Annotated in this window: 9 protein-coding genes; 1 reads left to right on the top strand and 8 read right to left on the bottom strand. The window is 72.5% G+C overall.

Features of this window, described 5'->3' with window-relative positions:
- Nucleotides 1-226 precede the first annotated feature (226 nt).
- The gene (locus OG230_RS24220; RefSeq protein WP_328905822.1) at nt 227-4,042 is read left to right on the top strand and encodes a multifunctional oxoglutarate decarboxylase/oxoglutarate dehydrogenase thiamine pyrophosphate-binding subunit/dihydrolipoyllysine-residue succinyltransferase subunit; all 3,816 of its coding nucleotides are present in this window, start codon (nt 227-229) and stop codon (nt 4,040-4,042) included.
- A gap of 83 nt (nt 4,043-4,125) precedes the next feature.
- Here the strand turns inward: OG230_RS24220 and fxsT are convergent, their stop codons facing one another.
- From fxsT to OG230_RS24180, 8 genes are all read right to left on the bottom strand, one after another.
- On the bottom strand, nt 4,126-7,125 hold the full coding sequence (gene fxsT / locus OG230_RS24215) for an FxSxx-COOH system tetratricopeptide repeat protein (protein WP_328905821.1): 3,000 nt from the start codon (nt 7,123-7,125) through the stop codon (nt 4,126-4,128).
- A gap of 91 nt (nt 7,126-7,216) precedes the next feature.
- A complete protein-coding gene (locus OG230_RS24210; RefSeq protein WP_328905820.1) occupies nt 7,217-8,599 on the bottom strand; it encodes an aKG-HExxH-type peptide beta-hydroxylase in 1,383 nt (460 codons plus the stop codon).
- Nucleotides 8,596-9,765, bottom strand: coding sequence for an FxsB family cyclophane-forming radical SAM/SPASM peptide maturase (locus OG230_RS24205; RefSeq protein WP_328905819.1), 1,170 nt, complete (start codon nt 9,763-9,765; stop codon nt 8,596-8,598). Before OG230_RS24205 ends, OG230_RS24210 begins: the two co-directional genes overlap by 4 nt.
- 229 nt (nt 9,766-9,994) lie before the next feature.
- A complete protein-coding gene (gene fxsA / locus OG230_RS24200) occupies nt 9,995-10,207 on the bottom strand; it encodes an FxSxx-COOH cyclophane-containing RiPP peptide (protein ID WP_443051359.1) in 213 nt (70 codons plus the stop codon).
- A gap of 162 nt (nt 10,208-10,369) precedes the next feature.
- The gene (locus OG230_RS24195; RefSeq protein ID WP_328905818.1) at nt 10,370-13,762 is read right to left on the bottom strand and encodes an SAV_2336 N-terminal domain-related protein; all 3,393 of its coding nucleotides are present in this window, start codon (nt 13,760-13,762) and stop codon (nt 10,370-10,372) included.
- A 7-nt stretch (nt 13,763-13,769) separates the two neighbouring features.
- Nucleotides 13,770-14,795, bottom strand: a complete 1,026-nt coding sequence (locus OG230_RS24190) for an AAA family ATPase (RefSeq protein ID WP_328905817.1) — start codon at nt 14,793-14,795, stop codon at nt 13,770-13,772.
- Nucleotides 14,796-14,898: 103 nt separating this feature from the next.
- Complete coding sequence (locus tag OG230_RS24185) at nt 14,899-16,941, bottom strand: VMAP-C domain-containing protein (protein WP_328905816.1); 2,043 nt, start codon at nt 16,939-16,941, stop codon at nt 14,899-14,901.
- 56 nt (nt 16,942-16,997) lie between these two features.
- Nucleotides 16,998-17,549 (bottom strand): CU044_2847 family protein, encoded by a 552-nt coding sequence (locus tag OG230_RS24180; protein WP_328905815.1) that lies wholly within the window; start codon nt 17,547-17,549, stop codon nt 16,998-17,000.
- Nucleotides 17,550-17,675 lie beyond the last annotated feature (126 nt).

Below are 17,675 nucleotides of genomic sequence, written 5' to 3'. Positions count from 1 at the left end.
GTGTACTTCCCCGAGTGGATGCGGTCGAGTGGCTGCAACCGCTCTGTCGCGTACCCGAAGTGCGGCGGAACCCCGCTTGTTTCCCGCCATTTCCTGCACCGAAACCCGGCTTCCGATGTGACTTGCGCGACGAAGACCGGCCCGGCCTGCACGTAACGGCTGGGGAGGCGTAGCCTTGATTTCCGCTGTCCATCACCTTGTGAAGCGGAAGAGGGCGGTTGCCGCCGTGTCGTCTCAGTCCCCCAGTAACTCGAGCATCTCGACCGACCAATCGGAGCAGGGGAAGAACCCTGCCGCCGCATTCGGCCCCAATGAGTGGCTCGTCGACGAGATCTACCAGCAGTACCTCCAGGACCCCAATTCGGTCGATCGCGCCTGGTGGGACTTCTTCGCCGACTACAAGCCGGGCGCATCCGGCACGGCGGAAAAGCCCGGCACCGCAGCCGCGGGGGCTGCGGTGACGCCGGCCCAGGCCGGACCCGCACCGACCCAGATCACCACCGCTGCCCCGGCCGCGCCCGTGAAGGCTCCCGCTCCGGCCCCGGCACCCGCCGCGCCCGCAGCCGCCGCTCCGGCGCCCGCCCAGCCCGCGCCCGCTGCCGCCCCGGCAGCACCGGCGAAGGCGGCAGCGGCTCCCGCCCCGGCGAAGGCCGCCCCTGCGGCCGAGGCCACGGCGGGCCCCGAGTACGTGACGCTGCGCGGCCCGTCGGCCGCCGTCGCGAAGAACATGAACGCCTCGCTGGAGCTGCCGACGGCCACGTCCGTCCGCGCCGTCCCGGTGAAGCTGCTCTTCGACAACCGCATCGTCATCAACAACCACCTGAAGCGCGCCCGGGGCGGGAAGATCTCCTTCACCCACCTCATCGGCTACGCGATGGTGCAGGCCCTCAAGGCCATGCCGTCGATGAACTACTCCTTCGCGGTCAAGGACGGCAAGCCGACCCTGGTCAAGCCGGAGCACGTGAACCTCGGCCTGGCCATCGACCTGGTCAAGCCCAACGGCGACCGCCAGCTCGTCGTCGCGGCCATCAAGAAGGCCGAGACGCTCAACTTCTTCGAGTTCTGGCAGGCGTACGAGGACATCGTCCGCCGTGCCCGCGTCGGCAAGCTCGGCATGGACGACTTCTCCGGAGTCACCGCCTCGCTGACCAACCCCGGCGGCATCGGCACCGTTCACTCGGTGCCCCGCCTGATGCCCGGACAGGGCCTCATCATGGGCGTCGGCGCGATGGACTACCCGGCGGAGTTCCAGGGCACCTCGCAGGACACCCTGAACAAGCTGGGCATCTCGAAGGTCATGACGCTGACCTCGACGTACGACCACCGGGTCATCCAGGGCGCCGCCTCCGGCGAGTTCCTGCGCGTCCTGAGCCAGCTGCTGCTCGGCGAGAACGACTTCTACGACGAGATCTTCAAGGCGCTGCGCATCCCCTACGAGCCGGTCCGCTGGCTCCGGGACATCGACGCCTCGCACGACGACGACGTCACCAAGGCCGCGCGGGTCTTCGAGCTGATCCACTCCTACCGGGTCCGCGGCCACGTCATGGCCGACACCGACCCGCTGGAGTACCGCCAGCGCAAGCACCCCGACCTCGACATCACCGAGCACGGCCTCACCCTGTGGGACCTGGAGCGGGACTTCGCGGTCGGCGGTTTCGCCGGCAAGACGATGATGAAGCTCCGCGACATCCTCGGTGTCCTGCGCGAGTCGTACTGCCGCACCACCGGCATCGAGTTCATGCACATCCAGGAGCCGAAGGAACGCAAGTGGCTCCAGGACCGGGTGGAGCGTCCGCGCCCCGCTCCGGAGCGCGAGGAGCAGCTGCGGATCCTGCGCCGCCTCAACGCGGCCGAGGCGTTCGAGACCTTCCTGCAGACGAAGTACGTCGGCCAGAAGCGCTTCTCGCTGGAGGGCGGCGAGTCCGTCATCCCGCTGCTCGACGCGGTCATCGACTCCGCCGCCGAGGCCCGCCTCGACGAGGTCGTCATCGGCATGGCCCACCGCGGCCGGCTGAACGTCCTCGCGAACATCGTGGGCAAGTCGTACGCCCAGATCTTCCGGGAGTTCGAGGGCAACCTCGACCCGCGGTCGATGCACGGCTCCGGCGACGTCAAGTACCACCTGGGCGCCGAGGGCACCTTCACCGGTCTCGACGGCGAGCAGATCAAGGTCTCGCTGGCCGCCAACCCCTCGCACCTGGAGGCGGTCGACCCGGTCCTCGAGGGCATCGCCCGCGCCAAGCAGGACATCATCAACAAGGGCGGCACGGACTTCACGGTCCTGCCCGTCGCGCTCCACGGCGACGCGGCCTTCGCGGGCCAGGGCGTCGTCGCCGAGACGCTCAACATGTCGCAGCTGCGCGGCTACCGCACCGGCGGCACCGTGCACGTGGTGATCAACAACCAGGTCGGCTTCACCGCCGCCCCGGAGTCCTCGCGCTCCTCGATGTACGCCACCGACGTGGCGCGCATGATCGAGGCGCCGATCATCCACGTCAACGGCGACGACCCGGAGGCCGTGGTCCGCGTCGCGCGGCTCGCCTTCGAGTACCGGCAGACGTTCAACAAGGACGTCGTGATCGACCTCATCTGCTACCGCCGCCGCGGTCACAACGAGGGCGACAACCCGGAGTTCACCAACCCGCAGATGTACACCCTGATCGACAAGAAGCGCTCGGTGCGCAAGCTCTACACCGAGTCCCTCATCGGTCGCGGCGACATCACGCTGGAAGAGGCCGAGCAGGCCCTCCAGGACTTCCAGGGCCAGCTGGAGAAGGTCTTCGCGGAGGTCCGCGAGGCCACCTCGGCGCCGTCCCAGCCGCACATCCCGGACGTCCAAGCCGAGTTCCCGGTGGCGGTGAACACCGCGATCTCCTCGGAGGTCGTCAAGGCGATCGCCGAGTCGCAGGTGAACATCCCCGACGAGATCACCGTCCACCCGCGCCTGATGCCGCAGATGCAGCGTCGTGCCGCGTCCGTGGAGAACGGCACGATCGACTGGGGCATGGGCGAGACCCTGGCCATCGGATCGCTGCTGATGGAGGGCACCCCGGTCCGGCTCGCCGGCCAGGACACCCGCCGCGGCACGTTCGGCCAGCGCCACGCGGTGCTCGTCGACCAGAAGACCGGCGAGGACTACACCCCGCTGCTCTACCTCTCCGACGACCAGGCCCGTTACAACGTCTACGACTCGCTGCTCAGCGAGTACGCGGCGATGGGCTTCGAGTACGGCTACTCGCTGGCCCGTCCGGAGTCGCTGGTCATCTGGGAGGCGCAGTTCGGTGACTTCGTCAACGGCGCGCAGACCGTCGTCGACGAGTTCATCTCCTCCGCCGAGCAGAAGTGGGGCCAGACCTCCGGCGTCACGCTGCTCCTGCCGCACGGCTACGAGGGCCAGGGCCCGGACCACTCGTCCGCACGCCCCGAGCGCTTCCTCCAGATGTGCGCGCAGGACAACATGACGGTGGCCATGCCCACGCTGCCGTCGAACTACTTCCACCTTCTGCGGTGGCAGGTGCACAACCCGCACCACAAGCCGCTGATCGTCTTCACGCCGAAGTCGATGCTGCGCCTCAAGGCGGCGGCCTCGAAGGCGGAGGAGTTCACCACCGGTGGCTTCCGTCCGGTCATCGGCGACGAGTCGGTCAAGGCGGAAGCGGTCCGCAAGGTCGTCTTCTGCGCCGGCAAGCTCTACTACGACCTGGACGCCGAGCGCGAGAAGCGTGGCGACACGGAGACGGCGATCATCCGTCTGGAGCGTCTGTACCCGCTGCCGGGTGCCGAGATCCAGGCAGAGATCGCCAAGTACCCGAACGCCGAGAAGTACCTCTGGGCCCAGGAGGAGCCGGCCAACCAGGGTGCGTGGCCGTTCATCGCGCTCAACCTGATCGACCACCTGGACCTGGCCGTCGGCGCCGACGTCCCGCACGGTGAGCGCCTGCGTCGCATCTCGCGACCGCACGGCTCGTCCCCGGCGGTCGGCTCGGCCAAGCGCCACCAGGCCGAGCAGGCGCAGCTGGTCGCCGAGGTCTTCGAAGCCTGATCAGCCGCTGTACGAACCGAAGGGCCCGGTCCCGCGCATCGATCGCGGGGCCGGGCCCTTCGGCCTGTCAGGGGTGCGTCCGGTCAGATCATCTGGGGCTCGAAGTCCCAGAACGGCCGGTTGCGCGAGCGGGCCGACACGGTGTGGACGTGCTGCGCGCCGAGGGTCGCCACCAGGTCGCCGAGCGCCTCGTTCTCGACCTTCTCCGCCCGCAGCCGGTCCCGCAGACCGCGCAGGTCCGCCGCGTGCGCGATCCTGGCTGACAGGGTCAACGGGTGGGTCCGGCCGAGGACTTCGGTGGCACGGGTGACGGTGAGCTCGGTGAGCGCGGCGGCGGACTCCGGGTCGCCCACCAGGTTGCGCAGCGCCGAGGCGTTGATCGCGCAGCCCAGGGTCCAGGGGTGGTTCTCCCCCACGGACCTCGTCATGTCGGCGAGCGCCTTCTCGATGAGCTGGTGGGCCTGGTCCCGCTCACCGACGTTGCGCAGGATCAGGGCGTGGTTGGACCGGGTTCCCGCGACGTACGGGTGGCCCTCGCCGAGCATCATCAGATACCCGTTGATGACGTAATCGCTTATGGTCCTGGCCTGGTCGATGTCGGCGTGCTCGCGGGCGAAGCAGCTCTGTCCGGCCGCGAACATCAGGGTCAGCGGGTCCTGTTCGCCGAGGACGCGTTCGCAGCGTTCCAGGACCCGGGTGAACGCCGTGGCCGCCTTGCCCCGTTCGCCGGAGCGGTACCGGCAGAGCGCCAGGTTGTACTCGGCGAGCAGGGTCTGCGGGTTGTCCTCGCCCAGGGCGATCCGGTGCACGCGCGCGCTCTGCGCCTGGAGCGACTCGGCCTCGCCGTAGCGGCCGAGGAGCCGCAGGTCGGTGGCGTAGTTGATCTCGGAGATGAGGGTCCAGCCGTGCCGCGCCTTGAGCAGCTGGCGGCGGGCCTCCAGGGTGCGCCGGTTGAGCTCCAGGGACTCCTCGTACCGGCCGAGCAGGCGCAGTGAAATGGCCAGGTTGTTCTGGGCGTTGACGGTACGGGCGTCCTGATCGCCGAGCAGGTCGCGGTAGGAGCCGAGGAGCCACCGGGAGAGTTCCAGTGCCTCGTCGTAGCGGCCGAGGCCCCGGAGGTCCGCGGCGAGACCGTTGGCGGCCCGCAGGTGTTCCAGGTCCTCCGCACCGCGTTCGGCGCGCAGGTGGTCGACGACGGCGCGCTCCATGGCTTCCGTCTCGGCGTAGTCGCCCACGGCCCGCAGCAGGTTGGCGTAGTTGTAGCTGAGGTCCCACACCCGGGGGTGGGTCTCGCCGAGCAGCTCCCGCCAGGCGGTCATGGCGCGTTCGCCGAGCTTGATGCCCGCCCGGTACTCCCCGGAGAAGTACATGTAGCGAAGGCAGTTGAGGACCAGGCTCTGTACGGCGGGGTCCTTGCTCTCCAGGACCTCGGCCCACTTCAGGTGCGGGGCGATCTCGGCGTACGCGGGCCAGTAGACGGCGTCGATGGGGCGCCCGGGGTCGGCGGCGGCCAGGGCCTTGCGGACGACGTCGATGAACTCCCGGCGGTCCCGTTCCGGCATGTCCGTACCGACGATCTTGTGGACCATCCGGTGCAGGTAGATCGACTCGCCGGAGGAGGCGGCCTCCTCCACGGAGGACTCGTGGGACTCCAGCCGGACGACGGAGTACTGCCGCAACTGGCCGATCGCGCGGTTCCACAGCAGCGGATCGTTCATCAGGCCGGAGAGCTGCTCGGGGAGATCGCCGGGCGGCATCTCCTTCAGGAGCCGTACGGGGATGGAGCCGGGGGCGAAGAAGCTGCACAGCCGCAGCAGGTCCACGGACTCCGGGACGGTCTCCCTGAGCTTGTTCAGCAGTATCGACCAGGCGGTCTGGAAGGCCAGCGGGAAGTCGGCCGACACCTTGACGACGTCCTGGTCGATGCCGCCTTCGAGGAGTTCGATGTACTCCGCGACGGACATGTCCGAGTCGTTGAGCCAGCCGGCCGTCTGGTCGAGGAGCAGCGGGAGGTCCTCCAGCGCGTTCGCCAGCTGGTCGGCCTCGCTGTGCGTGAGGCGCGGGGCGCGGCGGCGGATGAAGGAGACCGATTCGTCGCGGTCGTACACCGGAACCTCCACCAGGTGGCTGTTGTGTTCGCGCCATTCCGGGTTGCGGGAGGTGATCAGCACATGTCCCGGGCCGGTCGGTACGAGGTCCCAGATCTGGTCGGGCTCGTCGGCTCCGTCCAGGATCAGCAGCCAGTGGGAGTGCGGCTGTCCGCGCCGCAGGGAGTCCCGGACGGCGCGCAGCCGCTCCCCGTACTCGGCGCCGGTGACCAGGCCCAGTTCCGGGGCGAGTTCGGCGAGGCGCTGGCGGTAGAGGGCGCGACGGTCGGCGGGCACCCACCAGACCACGTCGTAGTCGGAGCCGAACCGGTAGACGTATTCCGCGGCGAGCTGGGTCTTGCCCACGCCGGACATGCCGTGCAGCGTGACGACCCCGGCACCCGGGCCCGCCCCCTGAAGCGCGTGGTACGCCTCGCTGAGCAGGGCCTCGCGGCCGGTGAAGCGGGTGTTGCGGCGCGGCACCCTGCTGCTCCACACCTCGGGGGTGTCGGCCGGGAAGCGCGGTCCGGGCCGTCCACCCTCCGGGCGGGCCAGGGGCTCCGTGGGCAGGCCGAGGTGGGCGAGCATGCGCCGCTCCGCCTCGTCCTCGCCGACGTTGGTCAGATCGGCGGCGCCGAAGACCGACGTGGCGCCGGGCAGCGCGGAGGTGGTGACGGAGACGGCGGCGAAGCGTCCGGCCTCCGGGGCAACCACCGTGCGGAGCGCGCGGTTCCACTCGTCGTGGCTGCGGGGACCGAGCTGGAAGTACCAGTCACTGAGGACGACGAGGATGCGGCCGGGGGCGAGCATCACGTTCCGCAGTTCGTCCTCCAGCGTGGCACCCGCCTGGGGGTCCCACCGCTGATAGACGACCCGTACACCACGCCGTTCGAGACGGTCGCCGATCCAGGCCGCCCAGGCCCGGTTGAACCCGGCGAAACTAATGGTGACGGATTGCGTCCCGGTTGCTCCAACTTGCTTACGCGCTACGGGCATTCAACCGTCTCCCTGCATCGTTATAAGCCTAATCAACATACACCGACGACCGGACGGGTCCGCATGTTCCCGCAGCGACGGCAGCGCCTGTTCACAGTCGTTTCGAGTCTTTCCTCTGCTGCCATATCACCCGGGCCGTTCGGACATACGCCCTCGCCCGCGCCTGATGCCCCGTTGGGGCCGGAGATTCCGCCAGACGGTGGTAGAGCGTGATCAACTCGTTGACGATCACTCGACCCTCGGGTGTCAGCGCCCCGGATCCGGCCAGGACGGGCAGGGCGGCACCCACCTGTTCGCGGCGGCGGGCGTGTTCGGACCAGGCCAGGTCACGCTGGTCGGCATGTTCCGCGCCTAGCGCGCACTGCTGCCAGTAGTCGGCGAGGGCCGCGTGCGACACGGCCCCCTGGAGGAGGCCGTCGAAGGGGCGCGGGTCGGGGCGCCAAGGGGCGAAGTACCGGGCGTCGGGCCCCTCGTGGTGCAGGGGCGTCATCGCGCTCAGTGCCGCGATCTTGGTGTGCTGGAGCTCGTGCACGAGGGTGGAGGCGAAGTGGGCGGGGGTGGCGGGCCGGCTGCTGAGCACCGCGCCGAACGCCTCGCGCCGGGTACCGCTGCAGTGCGCCGCGCCTCCGCCGCGGCCGGAGCCGGGCGGCGGGGCGAGAGGCACCAGACAGCGCAGCAGGACGGCGGCCTCGGTCAGCCGCTGGTGGCCGCCGGTCCGCAGTTGGTCCGCCACGCCCGCCCAGGACTCCGCCCAGCCCTGTCGCGCCGGGCCGTCGACCCGGACGGCGGCGCTCAGCCCGTGGGGTTCGGGGCTGTCGCCCGCCGTCCGGTACGGGTCGAGGTCGTCCATGGGGACGGGGGCGTCGCCGGCCAGCAGGGGAGGCAGCGTGCGGGTCGGCCGCCAGCGGGGGTCCCAGGAGCGCGCGGTACCGGATTCGAGCTGCACGACGACCTCCCCCGTCCGATCCTGACGTAAGGTCAATTCCCCTTTGTCGGCAGTGACATCCACCTCTCCGGGCGCGATGTCCAGTGCTCCGACGGTCGGGAGCGAGAGCACCGGTCCGCCTGCGGTGAGCCGGGTGGTGAAGGACAGCCGGGCGCGGGCCGCGGCGGCCACCGCGAGGGCTCCCAAATGGTCGAGATCCGCACGGAGTTCGGGGCCGGGGGCGGCTCCGGTGAGGCCGTGCAGACAGCGCAGGACCCAGGGGCCCACGAGCGGGTAGAGCAGCACGGACCGGGTGGCGGCCCTGTCCGCACGGTCGGCCGCCTCCAGAAGCGCCCAGTCGGTGGCCACCCGGTGACGCAGGCCGGGCGGACAGATCCTGTCCGGTGCCTGGGCCGCCGCGTCGAGCAGGGCGCGCAGGAGGACGAACCGGCGGGTGTCCTGGTCGCGCACGAGCAGGCCGAGGGTGTCCGCGTCGCCCTCCGTGCGGCCGAGTGCGCGCAGCGCGCCTTCGGGCAGGGCGGGACTCATGGAGGGTCTCCCGCGGTCGCGTCGGCCAGCCGGTCCGCGACGTGGCGGATCAGCCGGTCGAGGTCGGCGCAGTAGACGGAGGGATGGGTGAAGCCGTGGCCCGCGCGGTAGCGGTGGGCGTAGTGGCCGCCGCCGCAGACCGTGAGCAGCGGGCAGCCGCGGCAGACCGGCGAGAGTGCCTCGGCGCCCGCCTGGCGGGCGGCGACGCCGGGGTGGCGCAGCGCTTCGTCGAAGGTGTGGCGGAAGACGTCGAGTCCGGTGGCCGCCGCCGTGTCGTAGGCGGACTTGAGCGAGTCGACCTGCTCGATGGCTCCGTCGGTCTCCACCACGACGGCGTTGACCGGGTCGAGGCCCAGGGACTCCGTGGCGGCGGGCAGGCCCAGCAGCAGGGCGAGGCACTCCTCGAAGAGCCGGACCCGGGTCTCGCGGCGCCCGGCGGGCCACCAGCGGTCGAAGACGGCGCACAGCCAGTCGCCGTACGGGGTCGGCCCGGCCGAACCCGCGGGCTCCGCCGGGGGCTCCGCCCCGGCGGGCAGACCGGGCGGCGGTGAGGTCCAGTTGCCGTGCGGCAGCAGCAGGTCCAGGGCCGGGGGCCGCAGGGCGAGCAGCGACTCGTACATCTCCACCGGGTCGGTGCGCGGGTCGACCACGGTGAGGATGCCCGCGTACGCCTCCGGGTGCCGCTCGGCGAGCAGCCGGGCGCCGCGCGAGGCGGCGGGCCAGGAGGGGCGTCCCGCGTGGTCCAGGCGCTGGGTGTTGTGGGCGGCCAGACCGCCGTCGAGGCTGATGCCGACGCGTATGCCGTGCCGCGCGAGGGTGGCGACGCGCGCGTCGGTGAGCAGGGTGGCGTTGGTCTGCACGGTGGTGCGGACGGCGCAGCCGCCGGGGACCCGTGCGCGTACCTGCGTGGCGAAGGCGGCGAGCCGGTCCGCGCCGGCGAGCAGGGGTTCGCCCCCGTGCAGGACGAGGGCGAGCTCCCCGAGCCCGTGGGCCGCGGCGTGCTCGCCGATGCGGGCGGCGGTCCGGTCCAGGACGGCCGGGGACGCGGCGGCGGGGCGCTCGCGCCAGGTGGTGTCCGGGCCCTCGTAGAGGTAGCAGTAGCGGCAGGCCAGATTGCAGCGTCCGTGCACTTTGACGATGAACTGTCCGAAAGGGACGGGGGTCACGGGGCCGCTGCGCGGCGCCGCGCCCGAGGTTGCCTTCCGGGACACTCCGGCACCCCCATACTGTCCGGGCCCGTGTACGGCCCTTCGTACGGCCCCCGCCGCCGGTCCGAATCGAGTATCCCTGGCCTGATGCGGGCGCAAACCCGGCGGCGCGAGCACGTCCTGTTCCCGGGGACTCCCCGGCCGAAACCGACCGGGTCGCCCCACGGGGCGGGTGCCGTCGCCCCGTTCAGAATGCGCTCGTGAAGCCCCACAGCGTCTCCCGCGGCTGCTCGGCCCGGTCCCGCAGGTCCGCGACCACCGCGGAGAGTACGGGGTGGTCGAGGGTCCGCAGGGCCGCCAGATCGAGCCCGAGCAGGTCCGGCAGCGCGTCCGGCGCGCCCTCCGTCCCGGCGTGCGGCATCACGTCCGGCGCGTTGTTCTCACGTACTGACTGGTCCATCACGACTCCCCGTTGCTGTCGTACTCGGTTCGTGGCCGTGCGCCCGCCCACGGGCGCACACCCCTGACGTACTCACCGTTGAACACAGCTTCGGGCGCTCGCCGTTGAACGCCCATCGCCCGGCAGAGGGTGCGGAACCCGGCCGGGCCCGCGCCCGGGCCTTCAGCCCCCTCCCAGCGCCAGCAGTCGCCCCTCGGTCGACTCGCCCGACGCACCGCCTCCGTCCGGCAGCTTGCGCCACTCCTGGCGGGCGGCCCGGTACGCGTCGCGCGCGGCTCTGGGACGTCCCGCCTCCTCATAGGTCATACCCCGCCAGTGGTTGGCTGTAGCACCCAACTCCACCGCCTGTTCACGTTCTTGCGGACTGTCCAGCTCCGCTTCCGCGGTCCTGGCGCTCTCGGCCGCGTCGCGGAACGCCTCCGCCGCCTCGTCGAGCCTTGCGGGCCGCTGAAGCACCCGGGAGGCATCGAGATGGGACCGCCCCAGCTCCAGCCAGCACCGCGCCGCTGTCAGCGGATCGCGCGCCTCCTGCGCCGCCAGGCCGAACAGGTGCTCCGCCTCCCGCAGATCGACCCGGTCCTCGGTGGCCCGGTGGCGCAGCATCACCGCGCGCCCGAGGGCCAGCAGCCGGCCCGCCAGGCGCGGGCTGCCAGCCGCCGTCTCCGTACGGCAGTCGCGCAACACCCGGACGGCCGCGCCGATGTACCGGTCCCCGTCGGGCAGTTCGGCCCGGCGGAGCAGGGCGGTCCCCCACTCGGCGAGGAGGTCCGCGTGATCCTGCGAGTCACGGGGAACGCCACGGGCCGCCCGGGTGAACCAGTCGGCCGCCTCGACCAGTTCGGCCGTGTCACCGCTGAGTTCGTACCGTGCGACATGGACCCGGCCCGCCCTGGTCTGGAGCTGGGCGCGCATCCGCTGTTCCCGTACGGTCTCCAGGGCCTGTTCGATCAGGGTCGCGGCCTCGTCCGGGGCGTCCCCGCAGCTCAGCAGGGCGTCCACCAGGTCCAGCAGGATCCGCACCTGGGTGCCGGTCGTGTGCGGGGCGGCGCCGGGGGCGAACGCCTTGCGCAGCGAGCGGGCGGCCTGGCGGGCGTACACCCGGGACTGTTCGGTGTCGTTGGTCGCGCCGGTGAGCCGCAGCAGGACACGGCCGTGGGTCAGCACGAGACTGGTGGGACGGTTCTCCTGGTCGGGCCAGACGTCGGCGAACGCCTCCAGCATGCCGACGGCCGCCTGGAGCAGGGCGGTGTCGCCGCCGAGCCGCCACTGCGCCTCCAGGGCCCGCACCCGTTCCAGCGTGAGCCGCAGGGCCTCCGCCGGGTCCAGGCCGGGCGCGGCGCAGGCCACGGTGTACTCGCGGTCCGCGCGCCGCAGCAGGTCCAGGGCGCCGCGCCGGTCACCGCGCCGCCGCCGGTCGTCCGCGGCGGCGTGCAGCACCTTGGCCAGCACGGCCCGTTCGCGTACGGCCCCGGGGTGGGAGGCGGCACGCTCGGCGGCCTCCTCCGACTCCCGCAGCAGCTCGTTCCCGCCCTGCACCTCCCAGAGCCGCAGCAGACAGCGCGCGTACTCCGCCCACAGCTCCGGATCGGAGACCGACACCTGGTCGCGGTAGGTGGCGCCGCGCAGCAGCTGTACGGCGTCGATCAGGTACTGAACCATGCTGTCCGACTCGAACTGCCGCAGCAGCGCGCGGGCGCGGGCCACCGCGGTGGTGGTCGTCGGGTCGGGCTCGTGGCGCCCGCGCCGCTCGCCGTAGTAGGCGAACTGCTCGGGCAGCGGCATGAACCGCTCCAGGACGCGCGCCGCGACCTCCGCGAAGGGGTGCGGGGCGCGGGAGCCGCCGTTCTCGGCGTCGCCGTCGGCATCGGCTTCGGCTTCGGCGTCCCGGTCGATGCCGCCGGCCGGGCGGCCGGAGCGGTACGCGGAGCCCGTTCTCGCGTCGCCGAGCTGCGCCAGGGCCAGGGCCGGGAAGTTCGGGCCCGCCTTTCCGAACCGCTGCTCGATGTACTCCGAGCAGTGTTTGAGTACGAGCAGGGCCTCGTCCCGGCCGAGCGGCCCGAGCAGCGCCTCCTGGACGCCGGGCGTGAACTCGTACCACTGCCCGCCCTCCGCGCCGTCGCTCCTGCTGCGCGTGAGCAGCCCGCTGAGCAGCACCTCGGCCAGCTCCGAGGGGCCCGAGTCCGGCAGCATCGTGCGCTGGACGAGCTGCATGACCGGCAGGTACAGCGGGGCGGCGGCGAGGTAGACGGCCAGCTGTCCGGCGGCCGGGGAGGCGGCCGAGCGGAAGCGGCTGACCAGTTGGAGCGAGGACGGCCGGCTGCCGGTGCGCTGCGGGGCGGCGGCGGGCTGGTCCGCGCGCACCCAGCCGACGGCTCCGGAGATCCGCCCGCCTCCGGTACCGGCGAGCAGCCCCGCCCAGGCCGCAAGGGCGCCGGCCACGGGCGGCAGCACGGGGACGGCGAGGGCTCCGTCGTGCGCCTTCGGGAGCGCTCCGGCGTCCGCGGCGACCTTGACGACGGCTCCGGCGGCGCCTTCGCCGCGTGACAGGACGCCGTAGGTGACCGGCAGTGCGGTGCGGTTCCACATGCGCTGCGGCAGGGGCTGGAGCACGGCGGTGGGGGCCTGGCGGGCGAGGTGGTGCAGCAGCCGGTGGGCCTGCCCGCTGTGCCAGACGGGTCCGGCGCAGTCGCTGACCAGGACGGTGACCCGGCGGCCGGTGGGGTCGCTGAGCCGATCCGCGGAGTTCAGGGGCGCCGCGCCCGGGTCGGGGCTGCGGCTCACGGCGGGCGCGCCGTCGGGCCCCTGGTGCAGATAGCGCACCTGGACGTCCCTGAAGGCGCCCAACTGGCTGAATATCTGCTGGAATTCTATGAACATCCGGTCCCAGACCCGCATGGACGACGAGGCGTCCATGACGAACTGGAGGAGTGCGTCCGCCCGGGCCACTCCGCGGAACACCGGAATGATGAGTCCTCCCGCGCGTGCGCTGAGTTCCGCGGTCGCCACCTCGTCCAGGGTGGTGCGCAGGGGCGGCGCCGCGGGCCGGTAGCGCTGCAACGGGCGCAGGGCGCGCTGGAGTTCGAGCAGGGCGGGCAGTGCGGGGGCGGCGGGCACGCCGAGCGGGAGCGCCGAGGCGCCGGTCCCGCGGCCGACGCGGGACCCGGTGCCGCCCGGCCGGTCCGGGTCGCCCGCGTCCGCTCCGTGCGGAACGGGGTACAGGGAGATCCGGCGGTCCGGACCCGTGGCCTCCGGCTGCTCCGGAACAGTGTCCTCCGCAGCCGTGTCCGGTGTTCCGGCACGCTCGGCGGGACGTACGGCGGGTCCGGTGGCGGCCTCCTCGCCTGGCGGGGCGGCACGCACGGCCGGGTCCCCCTCGCCGTCGGGTAACGCACCGGCGACCCGGGTCCACCGGGCGAGCCAGAGGGCGTCGCAGAGCTGCTCGGCGTCGGGGTCGAGCCCGCCCTCGCGCAGGCGGGCGACGAGCGCGGTCAGCAGGTGCCCGTCGTAGGGCTCCGGACCCTCCTCCGGTCCGTGCCGTGCCGTGACGTCGGGCATCAGTGCATCACCTCGGCCGGTCGAGTCGCTGGATGAGCAGGTCGGCGAGGCGGTCACGGCCGGCCGGGGCAGCGGCGTCGGTGAGGTAGATCGCGTTCAACAGCTGGTCGGTGGCGAGCAGTTCACCGCGCGAACGCTCCAGGAAGTGCGAGATGAGGTCGTCGCCCGAGCGGGCCGCCTCGTCGCCGAGGTGTGCGCGTACGAACGTGGCCAGCCGCTGGTGGTCGGGGCGGCCGAGCTCCAGGTGGATGCAGCGCCTCATGAGCGGGGCGGGGAAGTCGCGCTCGCCGTTGCTCGTGAGGACGATGAAGGGGAAGGCCGAGCACTGCACCCGTCCGCCCCTGATCGCGACCTTGTTGCCGTCGTTGTCGAGGACCACCGCCTCGCCGTCGGGCAGCCGGTCGGCGATCCGCTCCAGCTCCGGAATGGCGAACTCGCCCTCCTCCAGCACGTTGAGGAGGTCGTTCGGCAGGTCGATGTCGCTCTTGTCCAGCTCGTCGATGAGCAGCACCCGGGGCCGGTCGGACGGCAGCAGCGCCGTGCCGAGCGGGCCGAGCCGGATGTAGCTGCCGATGCTGTCGGCCGGATCGGCTCCGTCCGCCGCGACGGCACCGGCGTGCGCGGCTATCTGGACGTCCTGGAGACGGGCGATGGCGTCGTAGTGGTACAGCCCGTCGAGCAGTGTCGAGCGGCTGACGACGGGCCAGCGCAGCACGCGGCCCAGGCCCAGTTCATGGGCGACCGAGTGGGCCAGGGTGCTCTTGCCCGCACCGGGGCTCCCGGTGACCAGCAGCGGCCTCCGGAGATAGAGCGCGGCATTGATCATTTCGAGTTCCTCGGCGCCCGGCCGGTGCAGCTCGGCCATGTGCCGGTGGCTGCCGAGCCGCCGGTCGGCGGAGCCGTCCGTCCCGCCGTCCGCGGGCGTGGCGCGACCGGCGAAGTCCCGCCAGGGCGGCGGCGCGGGCAGCCGCCCGATCCCCTCGTGCGGTTCGCCGGCCCCTCGGTAGATGAGCCACTCACTGGGTTCACTCATAGCGTTCCTCGTCGTCGCTCGTCCACCGGGGCGGCCGTTGCCAAGCGTGCTTCACGGTAGCGATCCGATGCACGCACCGTAAGGGGCGGGCCGGAGCCTGCGGTCATGGCGCCTCCAGGAGCTGCTCGGATCCGGGCAGGGGGTGGTGCGGGTCGTCGTAGTAGAGCGTCATGCCGGCCGACCAGTACGTCTCAATACGGCTCGCATGGACACCTTTTCTCAACTCATACACTCTGTACGGAAGTTGCTCGGTGGAGCGGGTTTCGCCCACCGTGTCGCCGGCTCGCCGGTGGAACTCCGTACAGACCGCGTCGGCATCCGCCCCGCGCCGCCGCCACAGCGCCACGCCGAAACCGCTGCTCAGCAGCCGGTCGAACCCCGCCGCGGCATCGGGCCGGGTGTCCGAGCCGTAGTGGCACAACAGCGGGACCGTGCCGTACGCCAGGGTGCGCAGTCCGTCCACCTCCGGGACGCGGACCCTGATGCCGCTCTCGCAGTCGAGCGCCTCGGCCCGCAGCGGGGCCGTCCCCGTCCGGTTCCAGCGCGCCTTGCGCTCCTTCAGCCACTCCTCGCTCCTGGGGGGCTGGTCGGAGCAGCGGACGACGACGGGGCGTACGGCTCCGAGCGGCGGATCACCGGGCGCCAGGCGCCAGTTGTCGAAGTCCAGGCCGAGCATCGACCGGCCGACCGCGATCTGGAGGACGGCGGGCCCGTCCGGCTCGTCGCAGCGCCGGAACGCCTCGGCCAGCGGCGCGGCGAGCCGGCCCGGCAGGTCGGCCAGCGCGGTGCCCCGGACATCCTCCTCCACGGGCAGGAAGTCCCCGAGGGTGTCGCCGACGCTGATCCGCCAGTCGTAGCGGCCCTGCTCCCAGCCACGCAGTTCCAGCGCCAGCAGCACGAAGAGCCGCTCCCTGTGCCGGGCCGGTTCGGCCGATGGCGCGGTGGGTCTGCGGTGCTCGACGTCCGGGCGGTGGCGGGCGGCGCCCCACAGGACGGCCAGCTCCTTGCGGAAGCTCCTGGAGAGGTGGTCCTCGGCCATCCTGCGGACCCAGTCCCACAGGTTCTGCGCGGCGGCCGCCGTGGGCGGGGAGCCGTACGGCCGGTCGGCGGCGATGACGGCCATGCAGTAGCGCAGGATCAGTTCGAGCGCGCCGTCGCCGTCGCGCGCCTCGTACAGCGCGCCGAGCCCGTCCCGCCAGCCGCGCGGGGCGGGCCGGTGGTCCCGCGAGTGGACGTCGGGGAGGCAGTCCAGCAGGTCGAGCAGGCCCCGGGTGCTGACCGGCGGCGGGAAGTCGGCGAGCCGCCCGAGCAGGTCGATGCGCTGTTTCGGGCTGAGCGCGCGTCCCGGCCTGGCGGGGAGTTCGCTCTGGGTGTCGGCCCAGGTCCGTTCGGTACTGGCGGGGCTGTTGTGCCGGTCGGCGTGGTACCGGTCGTGGGCGTGGAAGACCGCCTGGTAGACGTCCACGGGCGGATCCTCGGGGGCGGCTCCGGGCACGGGCATGGTGCGCAGCCGCTCGATGCCGATCGCGGTCCCGCCCTGCTCGCCCTCGAGGCGTGACTTGAGGACGCCGACCACCTCGCCGCGGGCCAGGTCGACGACGGGACCGCCGGACATCCCCGGCTCCAGCCAGTCCCCGCCCAGCCGGATCTGCTGCTCGGCGTCGGCCGGACCGCCGAACATCCCCTTGACCGTGCAGTCGCCGGTCACCGCCGCCAGCTGCCCGTCGCGCGGGCCGGTCCAGCCCACGTAGTGGACGGTGCCGCCCGGCAGCATGGCGGCCGGGCGCTCGGTGACGTACACACAGGCGTGCTCGACCGGCCGCAGTAGGCGGATCAGGGCCAGGTCCGGAGCGGCCCAGCCGACGGGCGGACGGAGTCCCGGTCCGCCGGGCGTGCCCGGCCCCGGCTCCGGCAGCGTCGCGACGACCGTCCCCGCGACGGACGTCTCGGCGGCGCTGTCGCGGTCGGCCCGGAACACCACGTCCACTTCGCGCCCCTCCCCCTGCATCGCGACGTGCGCGCATGTGAGGACCCAGCTCGGGGCGATGAAGAAGCCGCTGCCCAGGAAGCCCCTGCCGGTTCCGTCAGGGGCATACCCGGGGTCCGGCCGATGGATGCGTACGGTCGCCGCCATCACGAGGTTCATCAGGGCAAGGGTGGTGCGGTCCCATCCGCCCTCTGCGCCCCCTCCGGCCGCCCCCGTCATGATCCACTGCCGCCCGGCGCGGAGCCCCCGCCCGGATGCACCGATGCGCCGGTGGGCGCACCGGCGGGCGGCAGGGCGTCGGGGGCGCCTGCGGGCAGCGCGGGCGGGTTCGGTGGGGCGGGTGGAGCGGGCGGGACCGGCGGCGCAGGTGCCTGCGCGGGTACGGGCGGGGTGATCGGCGGGTCGACGACGGGTCCGCCGCCGTTCCAGGTGAGCGTGACCTTGATGCCCCCCTTGGCCTCGCCGTCCGCCAGCAGCCCGACGACCTTGCCGGCCTTCGCCGTGAGCTCGATGCCGAACTCCACACTGACCTCGTCCGGCCGCACGGCCCGCAGCGGCTCGGCCAGCGACCGGGCGACGGAGGTCACGATCCCGGTCAGGCTCTCGACCCTCGCCTGCACCTGGTCGGCCAGGTCCCCGTAGCCGATGTCCGCGTAGGCCAGACCGCCCGCGGGCCGCTCCAGTTCCTCGGCCCCGGAGATCCGCGCCCAGACCGGTGTTCCGTCCGGCATCTCAATGCGCGTAATACGGGCCCCACTGTCACCCATGACACCCCCCGTTCCCCAACTCCCCGCAGGTTAGCGGGAGTACGCGACCGGTGCGAGACGCTCCACACAGGACGCCGGAGGGCCGGGGGACGGTTCCCGGCCAGGTTCCGTCCGGGCACGCCCTAC

The organism is Streptomyces sp. NBC_00234 (assembly GCF_036195325.1).
GTDB lineage: Bacteria > Actinomycetota > Actinomycetes > Streptomycetales > Streptomycetaceae > Streptomyces.
This window is presented reverse-complemented; position numbering and strand designations above follow the sequence as displayed.